Annotated in this window: 16 protein-coding genes and 1 riboswitch; of the genes, 10 read left to right on the top strand and 6 right to left on the bottom strand. The window is 73.7% G+C overall.

Features of this window, described 5'->3' with window-relative positions:
• Positions 1–189: 189 nt before the first annotated feature.
• The gene (locus ACIQ9P_RS29430; protein WP_402362608.1) at positions 190–1,554 is read right to left on the bottom strand and encodes an aminotransferase class I/II-fold pyridoxal phosphate-dependent enzyme; all 1,365 of its coding nucleotides are present in this window, start codon (positions 1,552–1,554) and stop codon (positions 190–192) included.
• Positions 1,555–1,588: 34 nt separating this feature from the next.
• On the opposite strand from ACIQ9P_RS29430, the gene ACIQ9P_RS29425 reads away from it, so the two are divergent.
• The 6 genes from ACIQ9P_RS29425 to ACIQ9P_RS29400 all read left to right on the top strand — a co-directional run bounded on the left by ACIQ9P_RS29425 (position 1,589) and on the right by ACIQ9P_RS29400 (position 7,457).
• Positions 1,589–2,335, top strand: a complete 747-nt coding sequence (locus tag ACIQ9P_RS29425) for a pyridoxamine 5'-phosphate oxidase family protein (RefSeq protein ID WP_402362605.1) — start codon at positions 1,589–1,591, stop codon at positions 2,333–2,335.
• A 12-nt stretch (positions 2,336–2,347) separates the two neighbouring features.
• Complete coding sequence (locus ACIQ9P_RS29420) at positions 2,348–3,010, top strand: FMN-binding negative transcriptional regulator (protein WP_402362602.1); 663 nt, start codon at positions 2,348–2,350, stop codon at positions 3,008–3,010.
• Between the two features lie 118 nt (positions 3,011–3,128).
• Positions 3,129–4,541, top strand: coding sequence for a sugar porter family MFS transporter (locus ACIQ9P_RS29415; RefSeq protein WP_402362599.1), 1,413 nt, complete (start codon positions 3,129–3,131; stop codon positions 4,539–4,541).
• 170 nt (positions 4,542–4,711) lie between these two features.
• Entirely contained in the window at positions 4,712–5,413 is a 702-nt protein-coding gene (locus tag ACIQ9P_RS29410; RefSeq protein WP_402362596.1) for a dienelactone hydrolase family protein, read from the top strand.
• 72 nt (positions 5,414–5,485) lie between these two features.
• On the top strand, positions 5,486–6,790 hold the full coding sequence (locus ACIQ9P_RS29405; RefSeq protein ID WP_402362593.1) for an MFS transporter: 1,305 nt from the start codon (positions 5,486–5,488) through the stop codon (positions 6,788–6,790).
• 136 nt (positions 6,791–6,926) lie between these two features.
• The gene (locus tag ACIQ9P_RS29400; protein WP_402362590.1) at positions 6,927–7,457 is read left to right on the top strand and encodes an HAD domain-containing protein; all 531 of its coding nucleotides are present in this window, start codon (positions 6,927–6,929) and stop codon (positions 7,455–7,457) included.
• A gap of 29 nt (positions 7,458–7,486) precedes the next feature.
• On the opposite strand, the gene ACIQ9P_RS29395 is transcribed toward ACIQ9P_RS29400, so the two are convergent.
• Together ACIQ9P_RS29395 and ACIQ9P_RS29390 are read right to left on the bottom strand one after the other, a co-directional pair.
• Complete coding sequence (locus ACIQ9P_RS29395) at positions 7,487–8,275, bottom strand: CPBP family intramembrane glutamic endopeptidase (RefSeq protein ID WP_402362587.1); 789 nt, start codon at positions 8,273–8,275, stop codon at positions 7,487–7,489.
• A gap of 171 nt (positions 8,276–8,446) precedes the next feature.
• Positions 8,447–9,952 carry a glutamate--cysteine ligase gene (locus ACIQ9P_RS29390; protein ID WP_402362584.1) on the bottom strand — a complete coding sequence of 502 codons (1,506 nt, stop codon included), beginning with the start codon at positions 9,950–9,952 and terminating at the stop codon, positions 8,447–8,449.
• A gap of 363 nt (positions 9,953–10,315) precedes the next feature.
• Between ACIQ9P_RS29390 and ACIQ9P_RS29385 the strand changes: the two genes are divergently transcribed.
• On the top strand, positions 10,316–10,936 hold the full coding sequence (locus ACIQ9P_RS29385; protein WP_402362581.1) for a hypothetical protein: 621 nt from the start codon (positions 10,316–10,318) through the stop codon (positions 10,934–10,936).
• Between the two features lie 352 nt (positions 10,937–11,288).
• A complete protein-coding gene (locus ACIQ9P_RS29380) occupies positions 11,289–11,480 on the top strand; it encodes a DUF5999 family protein (protein WP_266273201.1) in 192 nt (63 codons plus the stop codon).
• A gap of 205 nt (positions 11,481–11,685) precedes the next feature.
• Here the strand turns inward: ACIQ9P_RS29380 and gcvP are convergent, their stop codons facing one another.
• Entirely contained in the window at positions 11,686–14,586 is a 2,901-nt protein-coding gene (gene gcvP, locus ACIQ9P_RS29375; RefSeq protein WP_402362577.1) for an aminomethyl-transferring glycine dehydrogenase, read from the bottom strand.
• A 240-nt stretch (positions 14,587–14,826) separates the two neighbouring features.
• A riboswitch (glycine riboswitch) is annotated at positions 14,827–14,930 on the bottom strand.
• A 235-nt stretch (positions 14,931–15,165) separates the two neighbouring features.
• Here gcvP and ACIQ9P_RS29370 point away from each other — a divergent pair.
• Positions 15,166–16,398 (top strand): PRC and DUF2382 domain-containing protein, encoded by a 1,233-nt coding sequence (locus ACIQ9P_RS29370; RefSeq protein WP_402362574.1) that lies wholly within the window; start codon positions 15,166–15,168, stop codon positions 16,396–16,398.
• Between the two features lie 144 nt (positions 16,399–16,542).
• Entirely contained in the window at positions 16,543–18,033 is a 1,491-nt protein-coding gene (locus ACIQ9P_RS29365; RefSeq protein ID WP_402362571.1) for an MFS transporter, read from the top strand.
• A gap of 159 nt (positions 18,034–18,192) precedes the next feature.
• On the opposite strand, the gene ACIQ9P_RS29360 is transcribed toward ACIQ9P_RS29365, so the two are convergent.
• Together ACIQ9P_RS29360 and ACIQ9P_RS29355 are read right to left on the bottom strand one after the other, a co-directional pair.
• Positions 18,193–19,650, bottom strand: a complete 1,458-nt coding sequence (locus tag ACIQ9P_RS29360; protein WP_402362568.1) for a DNA polymerase IV — start codon at positions 19,648–19,650, stop codon at positions 18,193–18,195.
• Between the two features lie 54 nt (positions 19,651–19,704).
• Positions 19,705–20,448, bottom strand: a complete 744-nt coding sequence (locus ACIQ9P_RS29355) for a vancomycin high temperature exclusion protein (protein ID WP_402363044.1) — start codon at positions 20,446–20,448, stop codon at positions 19,705–19,707.
• Positions 20,449–20,647: the final 199 nt, after the last annotated feature.

The following is a 20,647-nucleotide window of genomic DNA, read 5'->3' as shown; positions in this document are numbered from 1 at the left end:
CTTGTTACCGCTAGGTATCTGCAGTGAATTTCTCGGCTTGTTACCAATCGGTATTGATCGGCTCGAACTATTTCTGGTCAGAGAATGGCGATGCCTATTTCGATTCGATCCGGATCGAATCGAAATAGGCATCGCCATTGACCTGGAATCCGGGGGGCGTTCCCTTCCCCCGGCACGGGCCGGACCGATTCAGACCGACCGCGACGGCGCCCCGTCCGCCCCCGCTCCCGTGATCCCGCGCCGGCCGCCCAGCACGGACGCCAGATCCTCCGCCAGCCGCCCGGCGTCCGCCGGATCCAGCTGCGCGACCGTGACCCGCAGCCCGGGCGGCGACTGGAGCCGGTAGCGCGCACCCGGCGCCACCACCCAGCCGCGCTGCGCCAGGGCGGCGAACGCGACGGCCTCGTCCGGCACCGGCACCCAGACGTTCAGCCCGCTCGCTCCGTACGCCGCGACACCCCGCGCCGCCAGCTCCCCGATCAGCGCCCCCCGGCGCGCCCGGTAGGCGCCGGCCACCCGCGCCACCGGCGCGGCGTCGCTCCGCCACAGCTCGGCCACCGTGTGCTGGAGCAGATGACTGACCCACCCGGCACCCAGGCGCTGGCGCCCGAGCACCCGTCCGACGGTGTCCTCGTCCCCCACCGCGACCGAGAGCCGCAGGTCAGGCCCGTACGCCTTGGCCGCCGAACGCACCACCGCCCAGTGCCGCGAGCCCGCTCCGGCCAGCGGCCGGTAGGGCTGGTCGACGATGCCGTGGCCGTGGTCGTCCTCGATCAGCAGCACGTCCGGACGGGCGGACAGGACGGCGCGCAGCTCCGCGGCCCGGTCGGCGGTGAGCGCGGCGCCGGTCGGGTTCTGCGCCCGACTGGTGACGACCACCGCCCGGGCGCCGTCGTCCAGCGCTCCGGCGAGGGCGTCGGGCAGCGGGCCCGCGTCGTCGAGCCGGACCGGGACCACGCGCAGGCCGAGCGCCGGCAGCAGGTCCAGCAGGCTGCCCCAGCCCGGGTCCTCGACGGCGACGGCGTCCCCGGGGCGCAGCCGGGTGACCAGGATCCGCTCGATGGTGTCCAGCGAGCCGGAGGCGACGGCGATCGGGCCGGAGGGGAGTCCGTCCGCGGCGAAGGCCGCGCCGGCCAGGGCGAGCAGTGCGGGGTCGGCGGTCGGGTCGCCGTAACGGACCGGTTCGCGGCGGGCGGCATCGGCGGCGGCGGCGAGGGCCGGGGTGAGGTCGGGCAGCAGCGCCGGGTCGGGGTTGCCGTCGGAGAGGTCGCGGGCGTGCGCCGGGACGGGCAGCCGGATCTCGTCGCGCGGGGTGTGGGCGGGGCGCGGGCGGATCCGGCTGCCCCTGCGGCCGGCGGTCTCGATCACGCCCCGGTCGCGGAGGAGCCGGTAGGCGGCGGCGACGGTGTTGGGATTGACGCCGAGTTCGGCCGCCAGGTCGCGCAGCGGGGGCAGCGACGTCCCGGGGGGGAGCTGTCCGCCGCTGACGCCCCGCTCGATCTCGGCCGCAATCTCGCTGGCACGCCGACCGGTCATCCGATAGTCTCCTAGCACAAAACAGAGTATGCACTAGTACATAGAGGTTGTCATGTCGACCGAACCGGACCACGACACGTCCTACGCCCGCACCCCGCGCACCACCCCCACCCGCTACAAGGACCGGGCCACCTGGGAGCGCGAGGCGATCCACGCGGTCCTGGACGCCACCTACCTCTGCCACCTCGGCTTCGTCGTCGACGGCGCGCCCGTCGTGCTGCCCACCATCCACGCCCGGGTCGGCGACCGACTCTACGTGCACGGTTCCACCGGCAGTCGGCCGCTGCGCGGCGCCCGGGGCGAGCAGGGCCTGCGGATCTGCCTCACCGTCACCCTGGTCGACGAGCTGGTGCTGACCAAGTCGGCGTTCAACCACTCGGTCAACTTCCGCTCGGTGGTGGCGCACGGCACCGCGCACCAGGTCACCGACCCGGAGGAACTGGGCGTCGCGCTGGACGCCCTGGTCGACCAGGTGGTGCCCGGCCGCTCCGCCGAGGTCCGCCCCGCCAACGCCAAGGAACTCGCCGCCACCGCGGTGATCCGGCTCGACCTCGACGAGGTCTCCGCCAAGCGCCGGACCGACCTCGCCGCCGACGACGCCGAGGACCTCGACCTGCCCTACTGGTCCGGCCTGGTCCCGGTCACCACCGGCTACGGCACGCCCCGGCCGGACGCCTCCACCACCGTGCCGCTCCCGGCGAACCTGCGCGCGCTCACCGCCCCGAGCCCCGCCCCCGCGCCGGCCCCCGACGCCGACGACTCCACCGCCTCGCCCGGCTCCACCCGCTCCGCCGGCTGACCGGGAGCCCCGATGCTGATCCGCTCCTGGGACCGCGGCGACGAGGCCGAATGGCGCGCCTGGCTCGCCGAGGGCCGCGACTTCGGCCTGCTCGCCGCCAACGGCGGGCCGGGCCACGGCCCGGTCCTCGTCCCCACCCACTTCCTGCTGGACGCCGACCGCGGCGAGATCCTGCTCCACCTCGCCGCCCCGAACCCCCTGCTCACGGCGGTCCGGGCCGACCCGGAGGTGACCCTCGCGGTCACCGACGACTACGCCTTCGCCCCCGGCCACTGGCGCGGCGAGCCCGGCACCCCGACCAGCTACTACGCCTCGGTGCACTTCCACGCCACCGCCTCGCTCGTCAGCGACCCGACCGACAAGGCGGAGATCCTCAACCGCCAGCTGGCCCACTTCCAGCCGGAGCGCCCGGACGTCCGGGTCACCCCGGGCGAGGGGGAGTTCGCCCGGCTGCTCCCCGGCCTGACCGGGCTGCGCCTGACCGTCCGCGAGGTCCGCGCCAAGTTCAAGTACGACGACAAGAAGCCGGCCACCGAGCAGTACGCGACGGCCGACCGGCTCGCCGAGCGGAACCGGGGCGCGGACGCCGGGGCCCGCGTCCAGTTGCTGCGCCGCAACGCCCGCCGCTCCCCCGCGCGGACGGCGCCCGTTCCCCCCAACCGGGTGCGCGACTGACGCTCCGTCACCCGTTCGGCCCATTCGGCGAGGCGTCGCCGCCCGGGCCCTGGTCGAATGTGAGCCGAACCCTGCCCGCTCGGCCGCGCGGACGGGACCGTCGACCCGGGGAGCGTGCGTGTCCAGGACCCAGACCCATCCGGCATCCGGCGAGGCGCACCTCGGGCACGTCGTCTTCATCTCGGCCGCCGCCGCGATGGGCGGCTTCCTGTTCGGCTACGACAGCGCCGTGATCAACGGAGCGGTGACGGGCATCCAGAAGCACTTCGGGGTCGGCAACGGCACCACGGCCTTCGTGGTCGCGATCGCCCTGCTCGGCTCGGCGGCCGGGGCGGTCGTGGCCGGGCGGCTCGCCGACCACCTGGGCCGGGTGCGCACCATGCTGCTGGCCGCGTCGCTGTTCGCGGTCAGCGGCATCGGCTCGATGTTCCCGCCGAACCTGGAGCTGCTGGCCACCTGGCGGGTGATCGGCGGCGTGGCGATCGGCATCGCCTCGGTGATCGCGCCGACGTACATCGCCGAGGTCGCCCCGACCGCCTACCGGGGCCGGCTGGCCTCGTTCCAGCAGATGGCGATCGTGCTCGGCATCACCGTCTCCCAGCTCGCCAACTGGGCGCTCAACCAGGCCGCCGGCGGCGAGTCCACCGGCCACCTCGGCGGCATCCAGGCATGGCAGTGGATGCTCGGCGTGGAGACGATCCCGGCCCTGGTCTACGGGCTGATGGCGATGTCCATTCCGGAGTCGCCGCGGTTCCTGATCGCCGACAACCGGGAGGAGCAGGCCCGCAAGGTACTGCTGGAGGTCGAGGGCGAGGGCGTCGACCTCGACGCCCGGGTGGCCGAGATCCACTCGGTGCTGTCGTCCGCCCACAAGCCCCGGCTCAAGGACCTGCTGGGCGGCCGGTTCGGGCTGCTGCCGATCGTCTGGGTCGGTATCGGCGCCTCGGTGTTCCAGCAGTTCGTCGGCATCAACGTGATCTTCTACTACTCCTCCTTCCTGTGGCAGTCGGTCGGCATCAACGAGTCGAACTCGCTGCTGATCAGCCTCTCCACCTCGATCGTCAACGTGGTCGGCACGGTGATCGCGATGGCCCTGGTCGACCGGATCGGCCGCAAGCCGCTCGCCCTGGCCGGCTCGGCCGGGATGGCCCTCGCCCTGGCCACCGCCGCCTGGGCGTTCTCCTACCGGCAGGGCACCGGTGACTCCGCCACCCTGGAGAACACCTACGCGACGGTCGCGCTGGTCGCCGCGCACGTCTTCGTGTTCTGCTTCGCGTTCTCCTGGGGCGTGGTGGTCTGGGTGCTGCTCGGCGAGATGTTCCCCAACCGGATCCGCGCGCTCGCGCTGTCGGTCGCCGCCTCCGCCCAGTGGATCGCCAACTGGGCGATCACCGTCAGCTTCCCGGACCTCGCCGACTGGAACCTCTCGGCCACCTACGTCATCTACGCCGCCTTCGCGCTGCTCTCCATCCCGTTCGTGGCCTTCTGCATCAAGGAGACCAAGGGCCGCGCCCTGGAGGAGATGGGCTGACCACCCGCCCGGCCGACCATCCGCCCGGCCGAGAACCCGACGGCCCCGACCGACCCCCGCCCGCACGTTCCGCGCGCACGACCGGGCACCCTCACCGGCCCCGACACCCCACCGGCCCCGACCCGCCGCCGTGCCGCCGCGCCCGGCGGCCCGTCCCCCGAGAGGAAGCCATGCCTGACCAGGGCGGCTCCCGGCAGAACGTCACCTTCCCCAGCGGTGGCCGCGAGGCCCACGGATACCTGGCCCGTCCGCCCCAGGGCGTCGGCCCCGGCCTGGTGGTGGTCCAGGAGTGGTGGGGCCTGACCCCGTACCTGGCCGAGGTCGCGGACCGGTTCGCCGCCGAGGGCTTCACCGTGCTCGCACCGGACCTCTTCGGCGGCGCGACGACCCACGACAGCGCCGAGGCGGCCCGGCTCAAGCGCGAGCTGCCGGTCGAGCAGGCGGTACGGGACCTCGGCGGCGCGGTCGACCTGCTGCTCGGCCTGGAGGGCGTGGTCGGTGACGCGGTCGGCGTGGTCGGCTTCTGCATGGGCGGTGGCTTCGCCCTGCTGCTGGCCGCCGCCGAGGGCGACCGGGTGGCCGCGGCGGTCCCGTTCTACGGCCTGCCGCCCGATCCGGACTTCGAGTACCGGGGCCTGACCGCCCATGTGCTCGGCCACTACGGGGAGCACGACCGGTTCCTCCCGATGGCCGCCGTCGACGAGGCGGCGATCAGGATCGGCGAGGCCACCGACGTCCGACCGGAGTTCCACTTCTACCCGGCCGGGCACGCCTTCATGAACGAGGAGAACGCGCTCGGCACCTACGACCCGCTGCAGGCGGCGATCGCCTGGAAGCGCACCCTGACCTTTCTCTGGGGACACCTCGGCTGAACCCCGGGCGCGCCCCGGCGCCGGTCCGGTAATCGGATGGACACGGACCAACCGCCCCGGCATAGTCGCGGAGTGCAGAGCCAACCCCCGCCCCCGCCCGCCGGCCGCTTCGCCTGGGCGAGCCGCAACTTCCGGATCCAGACCGCCGCCACCGTGGTCAGCGGGCTCGGCAACGCCGGCGCCCCCATCGCCACCGCGTTCGCGATCCTCGACGGCGGCGGCTCGACCGCCGACATCGGTTACGTCACCGCGGCCAGGCTGCTGCCCACCGTCCTGCTGCTGGTGATCGGCGGCGCGCTGGCCGACCGGCTGCCGCGCCATCACGTCATGGTCGGCGCCAATCTCTTCAGCGCCGTCTCCCAGGGCGCCCTCGCCCTCCTGGTCCTGACCGGCGAGCCCACGCTCTGGCAGCTGATGCTGTTCTCGGCCGGTGCCGGCGCCGGCTACGCCTTCTACTCCCCCGCCTCCGGCGGCATGATCCTGGAGAGCGTCACCCCCGAGCACGCCGCCCGGGCCTTCGCGGTCTACCGGACGGGCTTCAACGGCGCGCAGATCGGCGGCGCCGCCCTCGGCGGCGCGCTGACCGCGGCGGTCGGCGCCGGATGGGTGCTCGCCCTGGACGCCGCCTGCTTCCTGGCCGCCGCCGCACTGCGCTTCCTGCTCGAACCGCAGGCCCCCACCGCCCCGGCCGAGGGCGGCGGCATGCTCCGCGAACTGCGCGAGGGCTGGCACGAGTTCTCCTCCCGCCGCTGGCTCTGGGTCATCGTGCTCCAGTTCTCGATGCTCGTCGCCTGCGTGGGCGCGGTCGAGGCGGTGTACGGGCCGGCCGTGGCGAAGGAGCGGCTCGGCGGTGCCCGCGACTGGGGCCTGGCGATGGCGGCCTACGGCGTCGGCCTGGTCGCCACCGGCGTGCTGATGGTCCGCTGGCAGCCGCGCCGGATCCTGCTGGTCGGCAACTGGGGGGTGTTCCTGTTCGGCGTGCCCGCGTTGGCGCTGGCGGTGTCCGCCCCGCTGCCGGTGCTCTGCGCGGCGATGTTCCTCTCCGGTGTCGGCGTGACCGTCTTCGGCGTCAACTGGATGATCGCGCTGCAGCAGGAGATCCCGGCCGAGGCGTTCTCCCGGGTCGCCGCCTACGACGAACTCGGCTCGCTCTCGCTGGCGCCGCTCGGCGCCGCCCTGGCCGGCCCGGCCGCCGACCTGCTCGGCCTGTCCGGCGCGCTATGGTCCTGCGCGGTGGCCTCCCTGGTGCTCAGCGTCGCCGTCCTGCTGGAGCCACAGGTCCGCCGGCTCTCCCGGCGCCCAGCCGGGCCTCCCGCCGCCGGGCCTCCCGCCGACGCCCTGGCGAAGCCCGCCGAGGAGCCCGCTGCGGCCGCCTGAGCCCGGCCCACCGCAGCACGCCGGGTCCGCTGCGAGCGCCCCCGGTGCGCCCCCGTACGCGCCCTCCGGCGGGCAACCGACGGGGGCCCCGGATCGTCCGACCAGGTGACGACGCACGAGACCTGGGGGGCGCCCGATGCCGAAGCCACTGCTGTTCCTGGACGTCGACGGCGTGCTCAACCCGGTCTGCCCCCACCCCGGAGCGGGGTTCGACACCCACCCCCTGCTCGGCTACACCGTGCTGCTCTCCGCCCGCCACGGCAGCTGGCTGCGCGAACTGGCCGGGACCTACGAACTGGTCTGGGCCACTACTTGGGAGGAGCATGCCAATAGTCACATCTCACCGGCGCTCGGCCTGCCCGAGCTGCCCTTCGTCCGCTTCACCGGCTACGTCCCCCAGCCCGGCGACCCGCGCGTCCCGCTGATGGAGCTGTTCTCCGCGCGCAAGTGGGCCCCGCTGCTGCGCTACGCGGCGGGCCGCCCCTTCGCCTGGATCGACGACGTCATCCCGCCCCGGCTCGTGCGCGGCTCGCTCTGGCGGCGCGACCGGGTACTACTGCCGATCGACCCCGGCGAGGGGCTCGAACGGCGCCATGTGGACCGGCTGCTGTCCCGGCCGCCCCGGCCCGGCGCGACGGCCCCGGTCAGGCGCCGGGCGGCCGGCTGACCTCCAGCTGGGGCAACGGCCGGCCCGGCTCAGGCGGTGGGCAGCCAGCCGACGTGCCCGGCCAGCAGCGCGTACCCGACGAACGCCACCGTGTCGATCAGCGCGTGCGCCACCACCAGCGGCATCACCCGCCCCCACCGCCGGTACAGCAGGCAGAACACCGCACCCATCACGATGTTCCCGACCAGCCCGCCGACCCCCTGGTACAGGTGGTACGAACCGCGCAGCAGCGAGCTCGCCACCAGCGCGGCCGGCCACGTCCAGCCCAGCTGCGTCACCCGGCGCAGCAGGTAGCCGAGGACGACGACCTCCTCCAGGATCGCGTTCTGCCAGGCCGAGAGGACCAGCACCGGGATCCGCCACCAGACGTCCGGCAGCCCGGACGGCGCGACCGTCAGGTTGTAGCCGGCCGCCTGCGAACCCAGGTACAGCACCAGTCCGGAGCCGCCGATCGCCGCCGCCACGGCCGCGCCGCGGCCGAGGTCGCGCAGCTTCTGCCCGAGGTCGAAGCCCAGGATCCGCAGCGACACGCCCTCGCGGACCAGCAGGTAGCCGACCAGCACGACCGGCATCAGCCCGCGGCCGATGTAGTAGAGCTGCCAGACCAGGTCGAGCCAGGGTCGGCCGGGCGCGCGCGAGCCGTTCAGGGTGGCCACCTGCTGGCCGAGCTTCAGGGTCTCGGTGAGCGAGCCGGTGAAGCTGATCAGCGCGGCGACACCGCTCGCACCGAGCGAGAGGCCGAGCACGGTCAGCAGTTCCACACCGAGCAGCCGGCGGGTCGGCTTCGCGGTCTCCGGTGCGGTGGGAACGGTCGTCACGGGGGTGCTCCAGCGCGGACGGCGGCGGACGGACGGTGCTCCGGCCGCCGGCGGACGACGGCGGCGGACCGGAGCGGTCATCCTTCCACAGCCCGCCGCGCGGGCCCCGGCGAGGACCCGGTGGCGGATCCGGAGGGAATCCGGAGGTGGTGGCGGGTCCGGAGGCGCGCCCTACCCGACCGGCCAGGTGTGCACCGGCTCGCCGCCGCGCATGTGCTCCATGTAGCGCCGGGTCATCGCCGCGAGCGCGCTCGGCCGGTCCGTCCCGTACTGCTCGCGCAGCCGGTGGAAGGTCGCGCTCTGCCAGGCCGCGCCGTTGGTCCGGCGCAGGCAGCGCTGCTCGATGATGCCGAGGTAGCGGTCCCGGTCGGCCGGCTCCACGCCCCACGCGTCCAGCCCCTGGTAGGCCATCGGCAGCAGCTCGTTGAGCACCAGGTCGACGGCGGAGATCGTGCTCGGCCCGCCGCCGCGCCCGGTCCGGCCGGAGCGGGGCCACTGGAACACCGCGTCGATCCCGTACCTGGCCGCCTGGCGGAAGTTCTCGTCGGCCAGCTCGAACGGCAGCCTGGTCCAGATCGGGCGGGACTGCTCGGCCAGCACCCGCACCACGCCGTAGTAGAAGGCGGCGTTCGCGAGCGTGTCGGCCACCGTCGGCCCGGCCGGCAGGGCCCGGTTCTCCACCCGCAGGTGCGGCACGCCGCCGCTGACGTCGTACACGGGCCGGTTCCAGCGGTAGATGGTGCCGTTGTGCAGCCGCATCTCGGCGAGCCGCGGCACCCCGCCGGAGGCCAGCACCTTCGCCGGGTCCTCGTCGTCGCAGATCGGCAGCAGCGCCGGGAAGTACCGCAGGTTCTCCTCGAACAGGTCGTAGGCCGAGTCCACCCAGCGTTCGCCGAACCAGGTGATCGGCCGCACGCCCTGGGCCTTGAGTTCCGCCGAACGGGTGTCGCAGGCTTGCTGGAACAGCACCGGCCGGGTCTCCCGCCACAGCTCCCGGCCGAACAGGAAGGGCGAGTTGGCGCCCAGCGCGAGCTGCGGCCCGCAGATCGCCTGGGCGGCGTTCCAGACCGAGGCGAAGCGCTCCGGGGTCACCTGGAGGTGGAGTTGGAGCGAGGTCGCGGCGGCCTCGGCGACCATCGTGATCGAGTCCAGTTCGAGGCGCTCCACGCCCTCGATGTCCAGGGTGATGTCCTCGCCGCGGGCGGCCAGGATCTGGTCGCTGAGCAGGCTGTACCGCTGGTTGTGGGACATCGCGTCGAGCCCGGTGTGGTCGAGCTCCAGGGTCGGCAGGATGCCGACCATCACGATCCGCGCGCCGGCCTCCCCGGCCCGCCGGTCGGCGTAGCGCAGGCCGGTGTCGATCTCCTCGCGCAGCTCCTCGAAGACGTGTCCGCCGAGCCGGTGCGGTGCGATGTTGACCTCGATGTTGAAGCGGCCGAGCTCGGTCTGGAAGTCGGCGGAGCCGATCGAGGTGAGCACCTGCGCGTTGTTCAGCACCGGAAGGCCCTGCTCATCGGCCAGATTGAGCTCGATCTCCAGGCCCATCACGGCCTTCGGGCGGTCGAAACGGTCCTCACGGAGCATGCGGCCGAGCGTCTCCAGGCAGGACTGGAGCTTGCGGCGGTACATCTGCCGGTCCGACAGTTCCGCGCGAGTCGCCACGACCTTCTCGCCCATGGTCCCCTCCTCCTGAGCCGGCCGGCCCTCGACCGTGCAAGCATCATGCCCACCCCGAAGATCGATACCCGAAGGCTTCGAATGGCTTGCAATGCAAGGGAACTGACGTCGTTTCAGCTCAACTGCCGACTTGCCCGACGCCACCGCCTGTGATAAACAGGTCACCCTGCGCACCTGTTCGAGTAGAATTCGCACTGCGCCACGGCGCGGTCCGCCGTCGCCCGGGATCCGAGGACGGCGGCCGAGCCGGCACCGCGATCCTGCCCAACCGGACAAGGCCCAGGTTTCCGTCACCGTCGACGCACCCGCCATGCCGGTATGCCGCACTCGCACGCCGATCTCGCACGGAGAGGCGACCTTGCCATGACTCTGCAGACCCCCCAGCCCCCGCCCAGTGCCCTGCGCGCGGTGCTCGCCGCGCTCGACTCGGAAACAGCGCTGCGCCAGCCCGCCGCCGCCGCGCTGCGCCGTCCGACCGGGCCGCTCCTCCCCGCGCACCCACTCGCCGTCCACGTCCTGGACGGGCCGCGGGCCGAACTCGCCGCCGCCCGCCGGACCGGGTGGCGCTTCCTGATCAAGGACGGCGCCGAGGTCGCGGCGGCGGCCGAGGTGGTGCAGGGGGCCGAGGGCCATTCCTTCTCGCACTTCACCGCCGGCCCGTACCTGGACTCGACCGTCAGAGCGCTGCGCCAGGCGTGGCAGCTCGCGCAGTCCTCCCGGACCCGCTGCCAGCCGAGGCTGCTGACCTTCCCGGGCCAGTACGCGACGGCGCTCTGGCTGCACAGTCCGGACGGCGGTCCCGGCGCCGATCTGCTGATCCCGCTGGCCCCGGCGCCGATGGGGGTCACCGCGCACCGCGCCCACCCGGCCGCCGAACTGCTGCCGGTCCTGGCCCGAGGTCCGATCGCCCGCTCCCCGATCGCCCGTCCGGTGCTCCTCGGCGCCCCCGCCGATCCGACCCGGCTCGCCTCCGGGGCGCTCTGACCGTCGTCGGCTCCGCTCGGCTCACCCGTCCGGCCCTACCCGTTCAGGTCATCCGGCATGGCCCGAACGGACCGTCCGACCGATGGCCCGTTCGGCCTGGATTCCGGCCGCTCACCACCTGAACGGGTGATCTATGGCCGGGGGTTGTGGCGCGTGTCACGAAATCGCTGCGCGCGGGTCCCGGGATGCCGACACTGGGAACCAGCGTGGAAGGACCTCCTGTCCTACCCACTTGAGCGCCGGTCCACACCTGGCCCGGCGCCGGACAGGATCCGACCACCGCGGCGGCGCCCGACGGCCATCCGGCGGCACCGCATCACGGGGAGGATCGCGGAGCGAAGCGAGGGTACGTATGTGCCAGCACCGTCCTGAGTGTCCGTCGGCCGAGTCCGAGGACCGCGAGGCCGCCGTCCCGGTGGCCTGTCACCCGGAACAGGGGTGGAGCCTGCTCTGCAACGGCGTCCTGCTCTTCGAGGACACCGGCGAGCTGCTGCCCGACGGCCGGGTGATCGCCCCGCGCCGTCCGGCCGCCAGCGCGGTCTGAACCGCCGGACCGACCCGGGGGCGCGACGCACCGACCGCTCCCCGGCCGCACCGACCGCCCCGGGCCCGCAGCCGCAGCCGCAGCCGCAGCCGAGTATCACGGAACACCGCAGGCGCACCACGGGGCAGGGCCCCGGCGGAAACACCGCCGGGGCCCTGTCGCATGCGGTTCCGTCCGCCGTCCGGTCCCGGACGGCACACCGGAATCAGACGCCGTACTCGTCCATCGGCGGGCAGGAGCAGACCAGGTTCCGGTCGCCGTACGCGCCGTCGATCCGGCCGACCGGCGGCCAGTACTTGTCCGCCGGGTTCACGCCGGCCGGGAAGACCGCCTCCTGCCGCGAGTAACCGTGCGCCCAGTCGCCGGCCAGGGTGGCGGCGGTGTGCGGCGCGTTGCGCAGCGGGTTGTCCTCGGCGTCCCACTCGCCCGAGCCGACCTTCTCGATCTCGGCCCGGATCTCGATCATCGCGTCGCAGAACCGGTCGATCTCGTACAGGTCCTCGGACTCGGTCGGCTCGATCATCAGCGTGCCGGCCACCGGGAACGACATGGTCGGCGCGTGGAAGCCGTAGTCGATCAGGCGCTTGGCGATGTCGTCCACCGTCACGCCGGTCTCCTTGGAGAGCGGGCGCAGGTCGATGATGCACTCGTGCGCCACCAGGCCGCCGGGGCCGGTGTAGAGCACCGGGAAGTGCGGGGCCAGCCGCTTGGCGATGTAGTTGGCGTTCAGCACCGCGACCTGGGTGGCGCGCTTGAGGCCCTCGCCGCCCATCAGCCGGACGTAGGACCAGGAGATCGGCAGGATGCCGGCCGAGCCCCACGGGGCGGCCGAGATCGGACCGACACCGGTGGCCGGGCCGGCCTCCGGCTGCAGCGGGTGGTTCGGCAGGTACGGCGCGAGGTGCGCGCGCACCGCGACCGGGCCGACGCCGGGGCCGCCGCCGCCGTGCGGGATGCAGAAGGTCTTGTGCAGGTTCAGGTGCGAGACGTCCGCGCCGAACTTGCCCGGCTTGGCGAGACCGACCAGGGCGTTGAGGTTGGCACCGTCGACGTAGACCTGGCCGCCGGCCTCGTGCACCAGGCCGCAGATCTCGGTGATCTGGGTCTCGTACACGCCGTGGGTGGACGGGTAGGTGACCATCAGCACCGACAGGTTGTCGCGGTGCTGCTCGATCTTCGCCTTGAGGTCCTCGACGTCGACGTCACCGTCGACCAGGGTCTTGACCACGACGACCCGCATCCCGGCCATGACCGCGGAGGCGGCGTTGGTGCCGTGCGCGGAGGACGGGATGAGGCAGACGTCGCGCTGGGTGTCGCCGTTGCCGTGGTGGTAGGCGCGGACGGCCAGCAGGCCGGCCAGCTCGCCCTGGGAACCGGCGTTCGGCTGGATGGAGACGGCGTCGTAGCCGGTGACCTCGACCAGCTGCTGCTCCAGACCCCGGATCAGGGAGAGGAAGCCCGCGGCCTGGTCGACCGGCGCGAACGGGTGCAGCTGGCCGAACTCCGGCCAGGTCACCGACTCCATCTCGGTGGTCGCGTTGAGCTTCATGGTGCAGGAGCCCAGCGGGATCATGCCGCGGTCCAGCGCGTAGTCCCGGTCCGACAGGCGGCGCAGGTAGCGCAGCATGGCGGTCTCGGAACGGTGGCTGTGGAAGACCGGGTGGGTCAGGTACTCGTCCTCGCGCAGCAGCGCGGCGGGCAGGGTCTCGGCGTTCTCCGCCACCTCGACGCCCTCGACGCCGAACGCGGCCCAGACGCCGGCCAGGTCCTCGCGGGTGGTGGTCTCGTCGGTGGAGACCGAGATCCGGTCCTCGCCGTCCTGGAAGACGTTGATGCCGTTGACGCGGGCGGCGGCGGCGATCGCGGCGGCACGGCCCGGGACGACCGCGGTGACGGTGTCGAAGAACTCGCCGTGCAGCAGCTCGACTCCGCCGGCCCGCAGGCCCTGGGCCAGCGCGGCGGCGTAGCGGTGGGTGCGGCGGGCGATGTCGGCCAGGCCGTCGGGGCCGTGGTAGACGGCGTACATCGAGGCCATCACGGCGAGCAGCACCTGGGCGGTGCAGATGTTGCTGGTGGCCTTCTCGCGGCGGATGTGCTGCTCGCGGGTCTGCAGGGCCAGCCGGTAGGCGCGGTTGCCGTGGGTGTCGACCGAGACGCCGACCAGGCGACCCGGCAGCGAGCGGGCGTACTCGGCGCGCACCGCGAGGTAGCCGGCGTGCGGGCCGCCGAAGCCCATCGGCACGCCGAAGCGCTGCGAGGTGCCGCAGGCGATGTCGGCGCCGAGCGAGCCCGGGGACTTCAGCAGGGTGAGGGCGAGCAGGTCGGCGGCGACGGCGACGATCGCACCGAGGCCGTGGGCCTGCTCGATCACCGGGGCGAGGTCGCGGACCGCGCCGGTCGCGCCCGGGTACTGGAGCAGCACGCCGAAGACGCCGCGCTCGGCGATCTCGGCCGGGATGCCGTCGGAGAGGTCGGCGACGACCACCTCGACGCCGGTCGGCACGGCGCGGGTGTTGATCACCGCGACGGTCTGCGGCAGGGTGTCGGCGTCGACCAGGAAGACGCCGCCCTTGACCTTGGTGACGCGGCGGGCCAGGGCCATCGCCTCGGCGGCCGCGGTGCCCTCGTCCAGCAGCGAGGAGCCGGAGGTCGGCAGGCCGGTCAGGTCGGCGACCAGGGTCTGGAAGTTGAGCAGCGCCTCCAGGCGGCCCTGCGAGATCTCCGGCTGGTACGGCGTGTAGGCGGTGTACCAGGCCGGGTTCTCCATGACGTTGCGGAGGATCACCGGCGGCGTGAAGGTGCCGTAGTAGCCCAGGCCGATCATCGACCGGAGGACGGAGTTGCGGTCGGCCAGCTCGCGCAGCTCGGCCAGGACCTGGGCCTCGGAGCGGCCGTCGGGCAGGTCCAGCGCGGTGATCGAGCGGATCGCCTCGGGAACGGCGGCGGTGGCCAGCTCGTCCAGCGAGCCGTAGCCGACGTGGGCCAGCATCTTCTCCTGCGCGGCGGCGTCGGGGCCGATGTGCCGGTTCTCGAAGGGGCTGGCCTGTTCGAGCTCGGTGAGGGTCGCGGGGGTGGTGGGGCGTCCCGAGTTCGGCTGGGCGTTCATGGTGGTCGAGGCCTCCTGGTCACGGACCGGCGGGGGTGCGCACGCCGGGCTCCCTCGCCGCTGCGGACAACAGCGGAGGACCCGGTCGGACGAACCCGACAGGCCTCCCCCTCTGTCATCGGGACCTGAGAGCTTCGCCCGCGCGGAGCGCCGTGGGACGCCCCGCCGGCTTGCACCGTCGGTGAGGGTGGGGTCCGCCGGCTCCCTCGCCCGCGTTCCTGCCCTGCTTTCCAGAGTGACCTATCCCGCACGGTACGGATGCCTGAGAGATTCCGGGGAGGAGTTGCTCCTTCGGCGCCCCGACCAGCGGTTTCCACTGCCGGGGACTCTCCCGCGCGGGCTCGGCGGTCGCGCCCAGGGTACCAGCGGGAGGCCCGGCGATCACGGGTGCGTCCGGTCACTTCGGCTCCGGGACCCGCCCGCCCGGCTTGCCCCGGACGGCGCAGCGCCGCGCCCGTCCGGACCCGCCCCGGTCGCGCGGGTCCGGTTCATGGCTTTTGGTGTGAAGTGGCGGACGGGTTGGGCGGGCCGGCCGTCGTCCTGCGGGAGTTCCGCAGGGTCACCGCACTGGAGGAAAGAGTGCAGACCGACATCGACCCCCGGGACCTCATCGGCCACAAGGCGGTCGACCGTAACGGGGACAAGATCGGCACCATCGACGAGGTGTATCTCGACGACGCCACCGGCCGGCCCGAGTGGGCGGCCGTGCGGACCGGCATCTTCGGCCGGGACGCCTTCGTCCCCCTGACCACGAGCGAGTTCTCCGGCGACGAGCTGCGGGTGCCGTACGACAAGTCCCTGGTGAAGGAATCACCGGACTTCGGCGTCGGCCAGCACCTGTCGCCCGCCCAGGAGCTTCAGCTCTACCGCTACTACGGGCTGGACACCCCGGTGGACGGCCGGCCGTCGGCGGGTGACGGCTCAGGTTCGGAACCGGCCGATCTCGACTTCGGCACCACCGCCGACCGGGGCACCGCCGACCGGGGCACCGCGATCGGCACGGCCGCCGTGGGCGCGGCCGCGGCCCAGGGCACGAACATCACCAACGGCACCACCAACGGCACCGGCACGACCAACGGCACGGGCACCACGCATCCGGCCAAGCCGCTCGGCCTCCACCAGTCCCCCACTCCCGTCCCGAGCCCGGCCGCCGACCTCGGCAAGCCGTCCGACCCCGCCCCGGAGGCCCCCGTGCGGACCCTCGCCACGCCCCTGCCCACCACGACACCCACCGCTCCGCAGCAGGCCGCCGAGCGTCCGCACACCCCGGCGCCCCCGGCCACCGTGCCCGCCGCGGGGACGGCCCGCCCCGAGGAGGGTCCGGCCGCGTCCTCCCCGAGCGGCCCGGTGGAGATCACCTGCCGCGAGGAGCGGCTGGACATCACCACCGAATGGCATGTGCTGGGCACCGCCAAGCTGCGCAAGTACGTCACCAGCGAGCCGGTGGAGCGGCGGGTCGCGGTGGTCCGCGAGCGGGTCCGGGTCGAGCGGATGCCGGTCGGCGACGCGGAACGGGCCTCGCTCACCGAGAAGGAGATCGCCGAGGCGGTGGAGGAGGTGACCCTTCGCGAGGAGCGCCCGGTGGTCCGCAAGTACCTGGCGCCGATCGAGCGGGTCCGCCTGGTGGTGGAGCGCTACACCGCCGAGGAGGTGGTCCGGGACGAGCTGCGCCGCGAGCACGTCGAGGTCCACGACAACACGGCGGCCGCGTCGACCCCGGCGCCGTCCGCCGCGCACGCGCCGGCCCGTCAGGCCGCCCATCCGGCGGTCGAGGACCAGGGCCGCCCGGCTCCGCTGCGGCCGCTCGCCTGACCTTCCCGGAACCGTGGGACCCCGGCCGATCATGGCCGGGGTCTTTCCTTTTTACCAAGGCTTAACCAATGAATATTTGACACATTGAAGTATCTCCCGGCATGGTTACTTCAGTTCATTCACTATGTACGGAAGGAAGCAACCGTGAGTGAGGCACCACAGCCCACCACTGCGGCCGAGAAGCCGAGCAGCGCCCGGGTCCTGCCGGCCCTCATCCTGGCGATGCTGTCGTTCAGCGTGGTGCAGACGGCGGTCGTCCCGATCCTGCCCTCGCTCGCCAAGGAACTGAGCGTCTCCGGCTCCAGCATCACCTGGCTGATGACGGCCAATCTGCTGTCCGCCGCCGTGCTCACCCCGCTGCTCGGCCGCTTCGGCGACCTGCGCGGCCGCAAGCCGATGCTGCTGATCTCGCTCAGCGGCCTGGTCGCGGGCTCCGCGCTCGCCGTCTCGACCCACTCCTTCACCTGGCTGGTCGTCGCCCGCGTCCTCCAGGGCGCCGGCGGTGGCGTGCTCCCGCTGGCCATCAGCATCGTCCGCGACGAGCTGCCCAAGCAGAAGGTGACCGGAGGCGTCGCCGCCATCAGCGCCTCGATGGGCGTCGGCAGCGGCCTCGGCCTGGTCGCCACCGGCCTGCTGCTGGAGCACTGGAGCTACAAGTCGATCTTCTGGATGGGCCTGGCCTTCGGCCTGCTCGCGATCGCCCTGGTCGCCGTCCGGGTGCCCACCGACCCGGTCACCGACAAGGAGGGCGGCGCCGACCCGCTCGGCGCCATCACCCTGGCCGGCTGGCTCTCCGCCCTGCTGGTCGCGGTCAGCCAGGGCAACCACTGGGGCTGGACCTCCACCAAGACCCTCGGCCTGTTCGCCGTCGCCGCCGTGGTCGCCCTGCTCTGGGGCGTCATCGAGGTCAAGGTCAAGCACCCGCTGGTCGACATGAAGATGATGTCCCGCCCGGCCGTCGCCTTCACCAACCTCGCCGGCCTGCTCATCGGCTTCGGCATGTACGGCTCGTTCATGGTGATCAGCAACTTCGCCCAGACCCCGGAGAAGTTCGCCCACTACGGCTTCACCGCCACCGTGCTGCACGCCGGTGTGATGCTGCTGCCCTCCGCCCTCGGCTCGATGGTCGCCGCCCCGCTCGGCGCCATGCTGATCGCCCGCCGCGGCCCGCGCCTGCCGCTGGTGCTCGGTGGCGTCCTCGGCGCCGTCGCGATGGCCTACCTGGCCCTGCGGCACAGCCACGAGGGCGACATCTACCTCTCTTCGGCCATCTTCGGCCTCGGCATCGGCCTCGCCTTCTCGGCGATGCCCGCCTACATCAACGGCGCCGTCCCGGTCGAGCAGAGCGGCATCGCCAACGGCATGAACGCCGTGCTGCGCACCGTCGGCGGCGCGATCGGCACCGCCGTCATGGCCGCCATCCTCACCGGCGACACCATGAAGCTGCCGATCCCGATCGCGCTGCCCACCCTGGACGCCTACAAGCACGCGTTCTGGACCGCCGCCGTCGTCTGCATCGTGGCCGGCGCGGTGCCGTTCCTGATCCGCAGCGTGCGGCCGACCACCACGGTGGCCTCCGGCAACACGACGGCGGACCTCTCCTCCGGCCGCGAGCCGGTCAAGACCGACGCCTGACGAGGCGTCCCGCCCCGCGCCCAGGGACAGGGCGCGGGGACCGGACCAGGACGGTCGCCGAGGGCATCGCGACCGTCCACGGCCCGGACACGAAGCGGCCCCACCCGGCTCCCCCGCCGGGTGGGGCCGCTTCGTGTCCGCACCCGGCGGGGGAGCCGCTCAGCCCTCCTCCCCCGGACCGCCCCCCGTACCCTCCGGTTCCGCACCGTCCCCGTCCCCGTCCCCGTCCTCGGCGCCGGGCCACCCCTGACGCAGCGGCAGCGGCCGGGCCGGCTCCAGGGCCGGCTCGTCGATCCGGAAGGTCCGCACCCGGCCCGGCCCGCTCCACGGCGTCTCGAACCGGACCGTCACCCGGCCCACTCCGCTCCCCTGCACCCACCCCGGCCCGTGCTCGGCATGCCGCACGTCCTGCCCCGGCAACCAGCGGCGCACCGCCACGACCGGCTCCCCGGCCGGCTCCGGCGACTCCTCCACGCCCGCCTCGGTCACCGCCCCGGCGGCGGCCTCCGCCTCCTCCCGGACGGCCTGCGCGAACAGGTCCTCCTGGGTGTAGTCGGCCAACTGCGCCACCCCGACGCCCAGCAGCCGCACCCCGCCCGTGATGTCCACCTGGGCGGCCAGCCGTCGCGCCGTCTCGACGACCACCGCCTCGTCGTCCGTCGGCCCCCGCAGCGTCTCCGACCGGGTCAGGGTCGAGAAGTCGAACCGCCGGACCTTCAGCACCACCGTCCGCCCCGAACGCCCGGCCCCGCGCAACCTCCGCACACAGCGCCGCGCCAGGGCCTCCACCTCGCGCAGCACCCGGTCCCGGTCGGCCAGGTCGACCTCGAAGGTGTCCTCCACCGACACCGACTTGGCGTCCTGGTCAGCCACCACCGGCCGGTCGTCCAGCCCTATGGACATGGCGTGGACGCCGACGCCGTGCGCCTTGCCCAGCAGTTGCACCAGCTCCGCCTCGCCCGCCTCGGCGAGCTCGGCCACCGTGCTCAGCCCCGCCCGCTTCAGCACCTGCTCGGTGGCCGGGCCGATCCCGGGCAGCGCTCGCACCGGCATCGGCCCGAGCACCGCGCGCTCGTGCCCCGGCTCGACCAGCACCAGACCGTCCGGCTTGGCCTGCTCGGAGGCGATCTTGGCCATCAGCTTCGACCCGGCCGCCCCGACCGAGGCGGTCAGGCCGGTCCGCTCCAGGATGTCCGCGCGCAGGTCCTCGGCCAGCGCCAGCACCAGCCGCTCCCCCGTCCCGTGCTCCGCCCCGGCGAGCACCGGCCCGTACGGACCGGCCTCCAGGTCGACGAAGGCTTCGTCCAGGCTGAGCGGCTGCACCAGCGGCGACAGCTCCCGCAACAGCCCCATCACCAGCCCGCTCGCCCGCCGGTACGCCTCGAAACGGCCGGCCAGGAAGGCCGCGTTCGGGCAGAGCCGGCGCGCCTGCGCCATCGGCATGGCCGAGTGGACCCCGAACTTCCGCGCCTCGTAGGACGCGGTCGACACCACCCCGCGCCCGCCGAGCCCACCGACGATCACCGGCTTGCCGCGCAGGCTCGGCTTGGCCGCCTGCTCCACCGCCGCGAAGAAGGCGTCCATGTCGAGGTGGATGATGCTCGGCAGCGACCGCACCCGCCGATCATCCCGCACGGGTCCGACAACGTGTCCGAACCCGGCCGCCGGAGGTCAGCGCGCTCCCGTGCCGCCACCAGTGCCACCGTCCGTGCGCCCGCCCTCACCGGCCGCGCCCGCGTCGGCCAGCGCCCTCGGTATCCCCGGTTCGCGCGGCCCGAGGAACAGCGGGTCCGGCCGCAGCCAGGCGTTCAGCAACGCCTTCCCGGCCCCCGGGACCTCCCGGAAGCCGCCGTACAGCCAGGTGAGGTCCCGGACCTCCGGCACGCCCACCGCGTACGAGTCGATCCCCGCCGCCTCGCAGAGCGCCAGGGCCCGGCGGACGTGGAAGTCCTGACTCACCAGCACCGCCCGGTCCACCCCGAAGACCCGGTGCGCCCGGGTACAGGAGTCCCAGGTGTCGAAGCCCGCGTAGTCGCCGACCACCCGCACCTCCGGCACCCCGTGCTCGACCAGGTAGCGGCGCATCGCGTCGGTCTCGTCGTAGCTGGTCCGGCCGTTGTCACCGGTCACCAGGATCGCCCGGACCTTCTGCCGCTCGTACAGCTCCACCGCGGCGTCCAGACGGTGGGCCAGGTACGGCGAGGGCTTCCCGTCGAACAGTCCGGCGCCGAAGACCACCGCCACCGGCGCCGAGGGCGCGCTCGCCACCGTCCCCACCCGGTCGCCGGCCGAGAGCCAGAGCCAGGCGCTCGGCGCGAGCGCCAGCGAGCAGCCGAGCGTCACCAGCTGGAACAGCCGCCGCTGGGCCGACCGCCGGCGCAGCCGTCGGCCGAACCCCACCGCCCTGCGCGCCACCAGCCCGGGAATGCCGGAACCGAACCGCACGTGCCCTCCCTCGTCTCGGCTCACCGGGCACGACGACGCCGTGGGGCCCGCCGGGGGCCCCGCCCGGGCCCCCCCGGCGGGGCCCACCCCCCCCCCGCGCCGGGGGGGGGGCGGGGGCCCCCGGGGGGACCCCGCCCCACCCCCGGTGGGGCGCGGCGCCCCCGCGGCC

The sequence above is a fragment of the Kitasatospora sp. NPDC094019 genome (assembly GCF_044764505.1).
GTDB lineage: Bacteria > Actinomycetota > Actinomycetes > Streptomycetales > Streptomycetaceae > Kitasatospora.
This window is presented reverse-complemented; position numbering and strand designations above follow the sequence as displayed.

What these genes read in the sequence shown, in the direction of transcription:
- ACIQ9P_RS29420 (WP_402362602.1), top strand. Translation starts at nt 2,348, where the DNA reads ATGCTGATCCGCTCCTGGGACCGCGGCGACGAGGCCGAATGGCGCGCC.
- gcvP (WP_402362577.1), bottom strand. Translation starts at nt 14,586, where the DNA reads ATGAACGCCCAGCCGAACTCGGGACGCCCCACCACCCCCGCGACCCTC.
- ACIQ9P_RS29400 (WP_402362590.1), top strand. Translation starts at nt 6,927, where the DNA reads ATGCCGAAGCCACTGCTGTTCCTGGACGTCGACGGCGTGCTCAACCCG.
- ACIQ9P_RS29410 (WP_402362596.1), top strand. Translation starts at nt 4,712, where the DNA reads ATGCCTGACCAGGGCGGCTCCCGGCAGAACGTCACCTTCCCCAGCGGT.
- ACIQ9P_RS29385 (WP_402362581.1), top strand. Translation starts at nt 10,316, where the DNA reads ATGACTCTGCAGACCCCCCAGCCCCCGCCCAGTGCCCTGCGCGCGGTG.
- ACIQ9P_RS29425 (WP_402362605.1), top strand. Translation starts at nt 1,589, where the DNA reads ATGTCGACCGAACCGGACCACGACACGTCCTACGCCCGCACCCCGCGC.
- ACIQ9P_RS29390 (WP_402362584.1), bottom strand. Translation starts at nt 9,952, where the DNA reads ATGGGCGAGAAGGTCGTGGCGACTCGCGCGGAACTGTCGGACCGGCAG.
- ACIQ9P_RS29380 (WP_266273201.1), top strand. Translation starts at nt 11,289, where the DNA reads ATGTGCCAGCACCGTCCTGAGTGTCCGTCGGCCGAGTCCGAGGACCGC.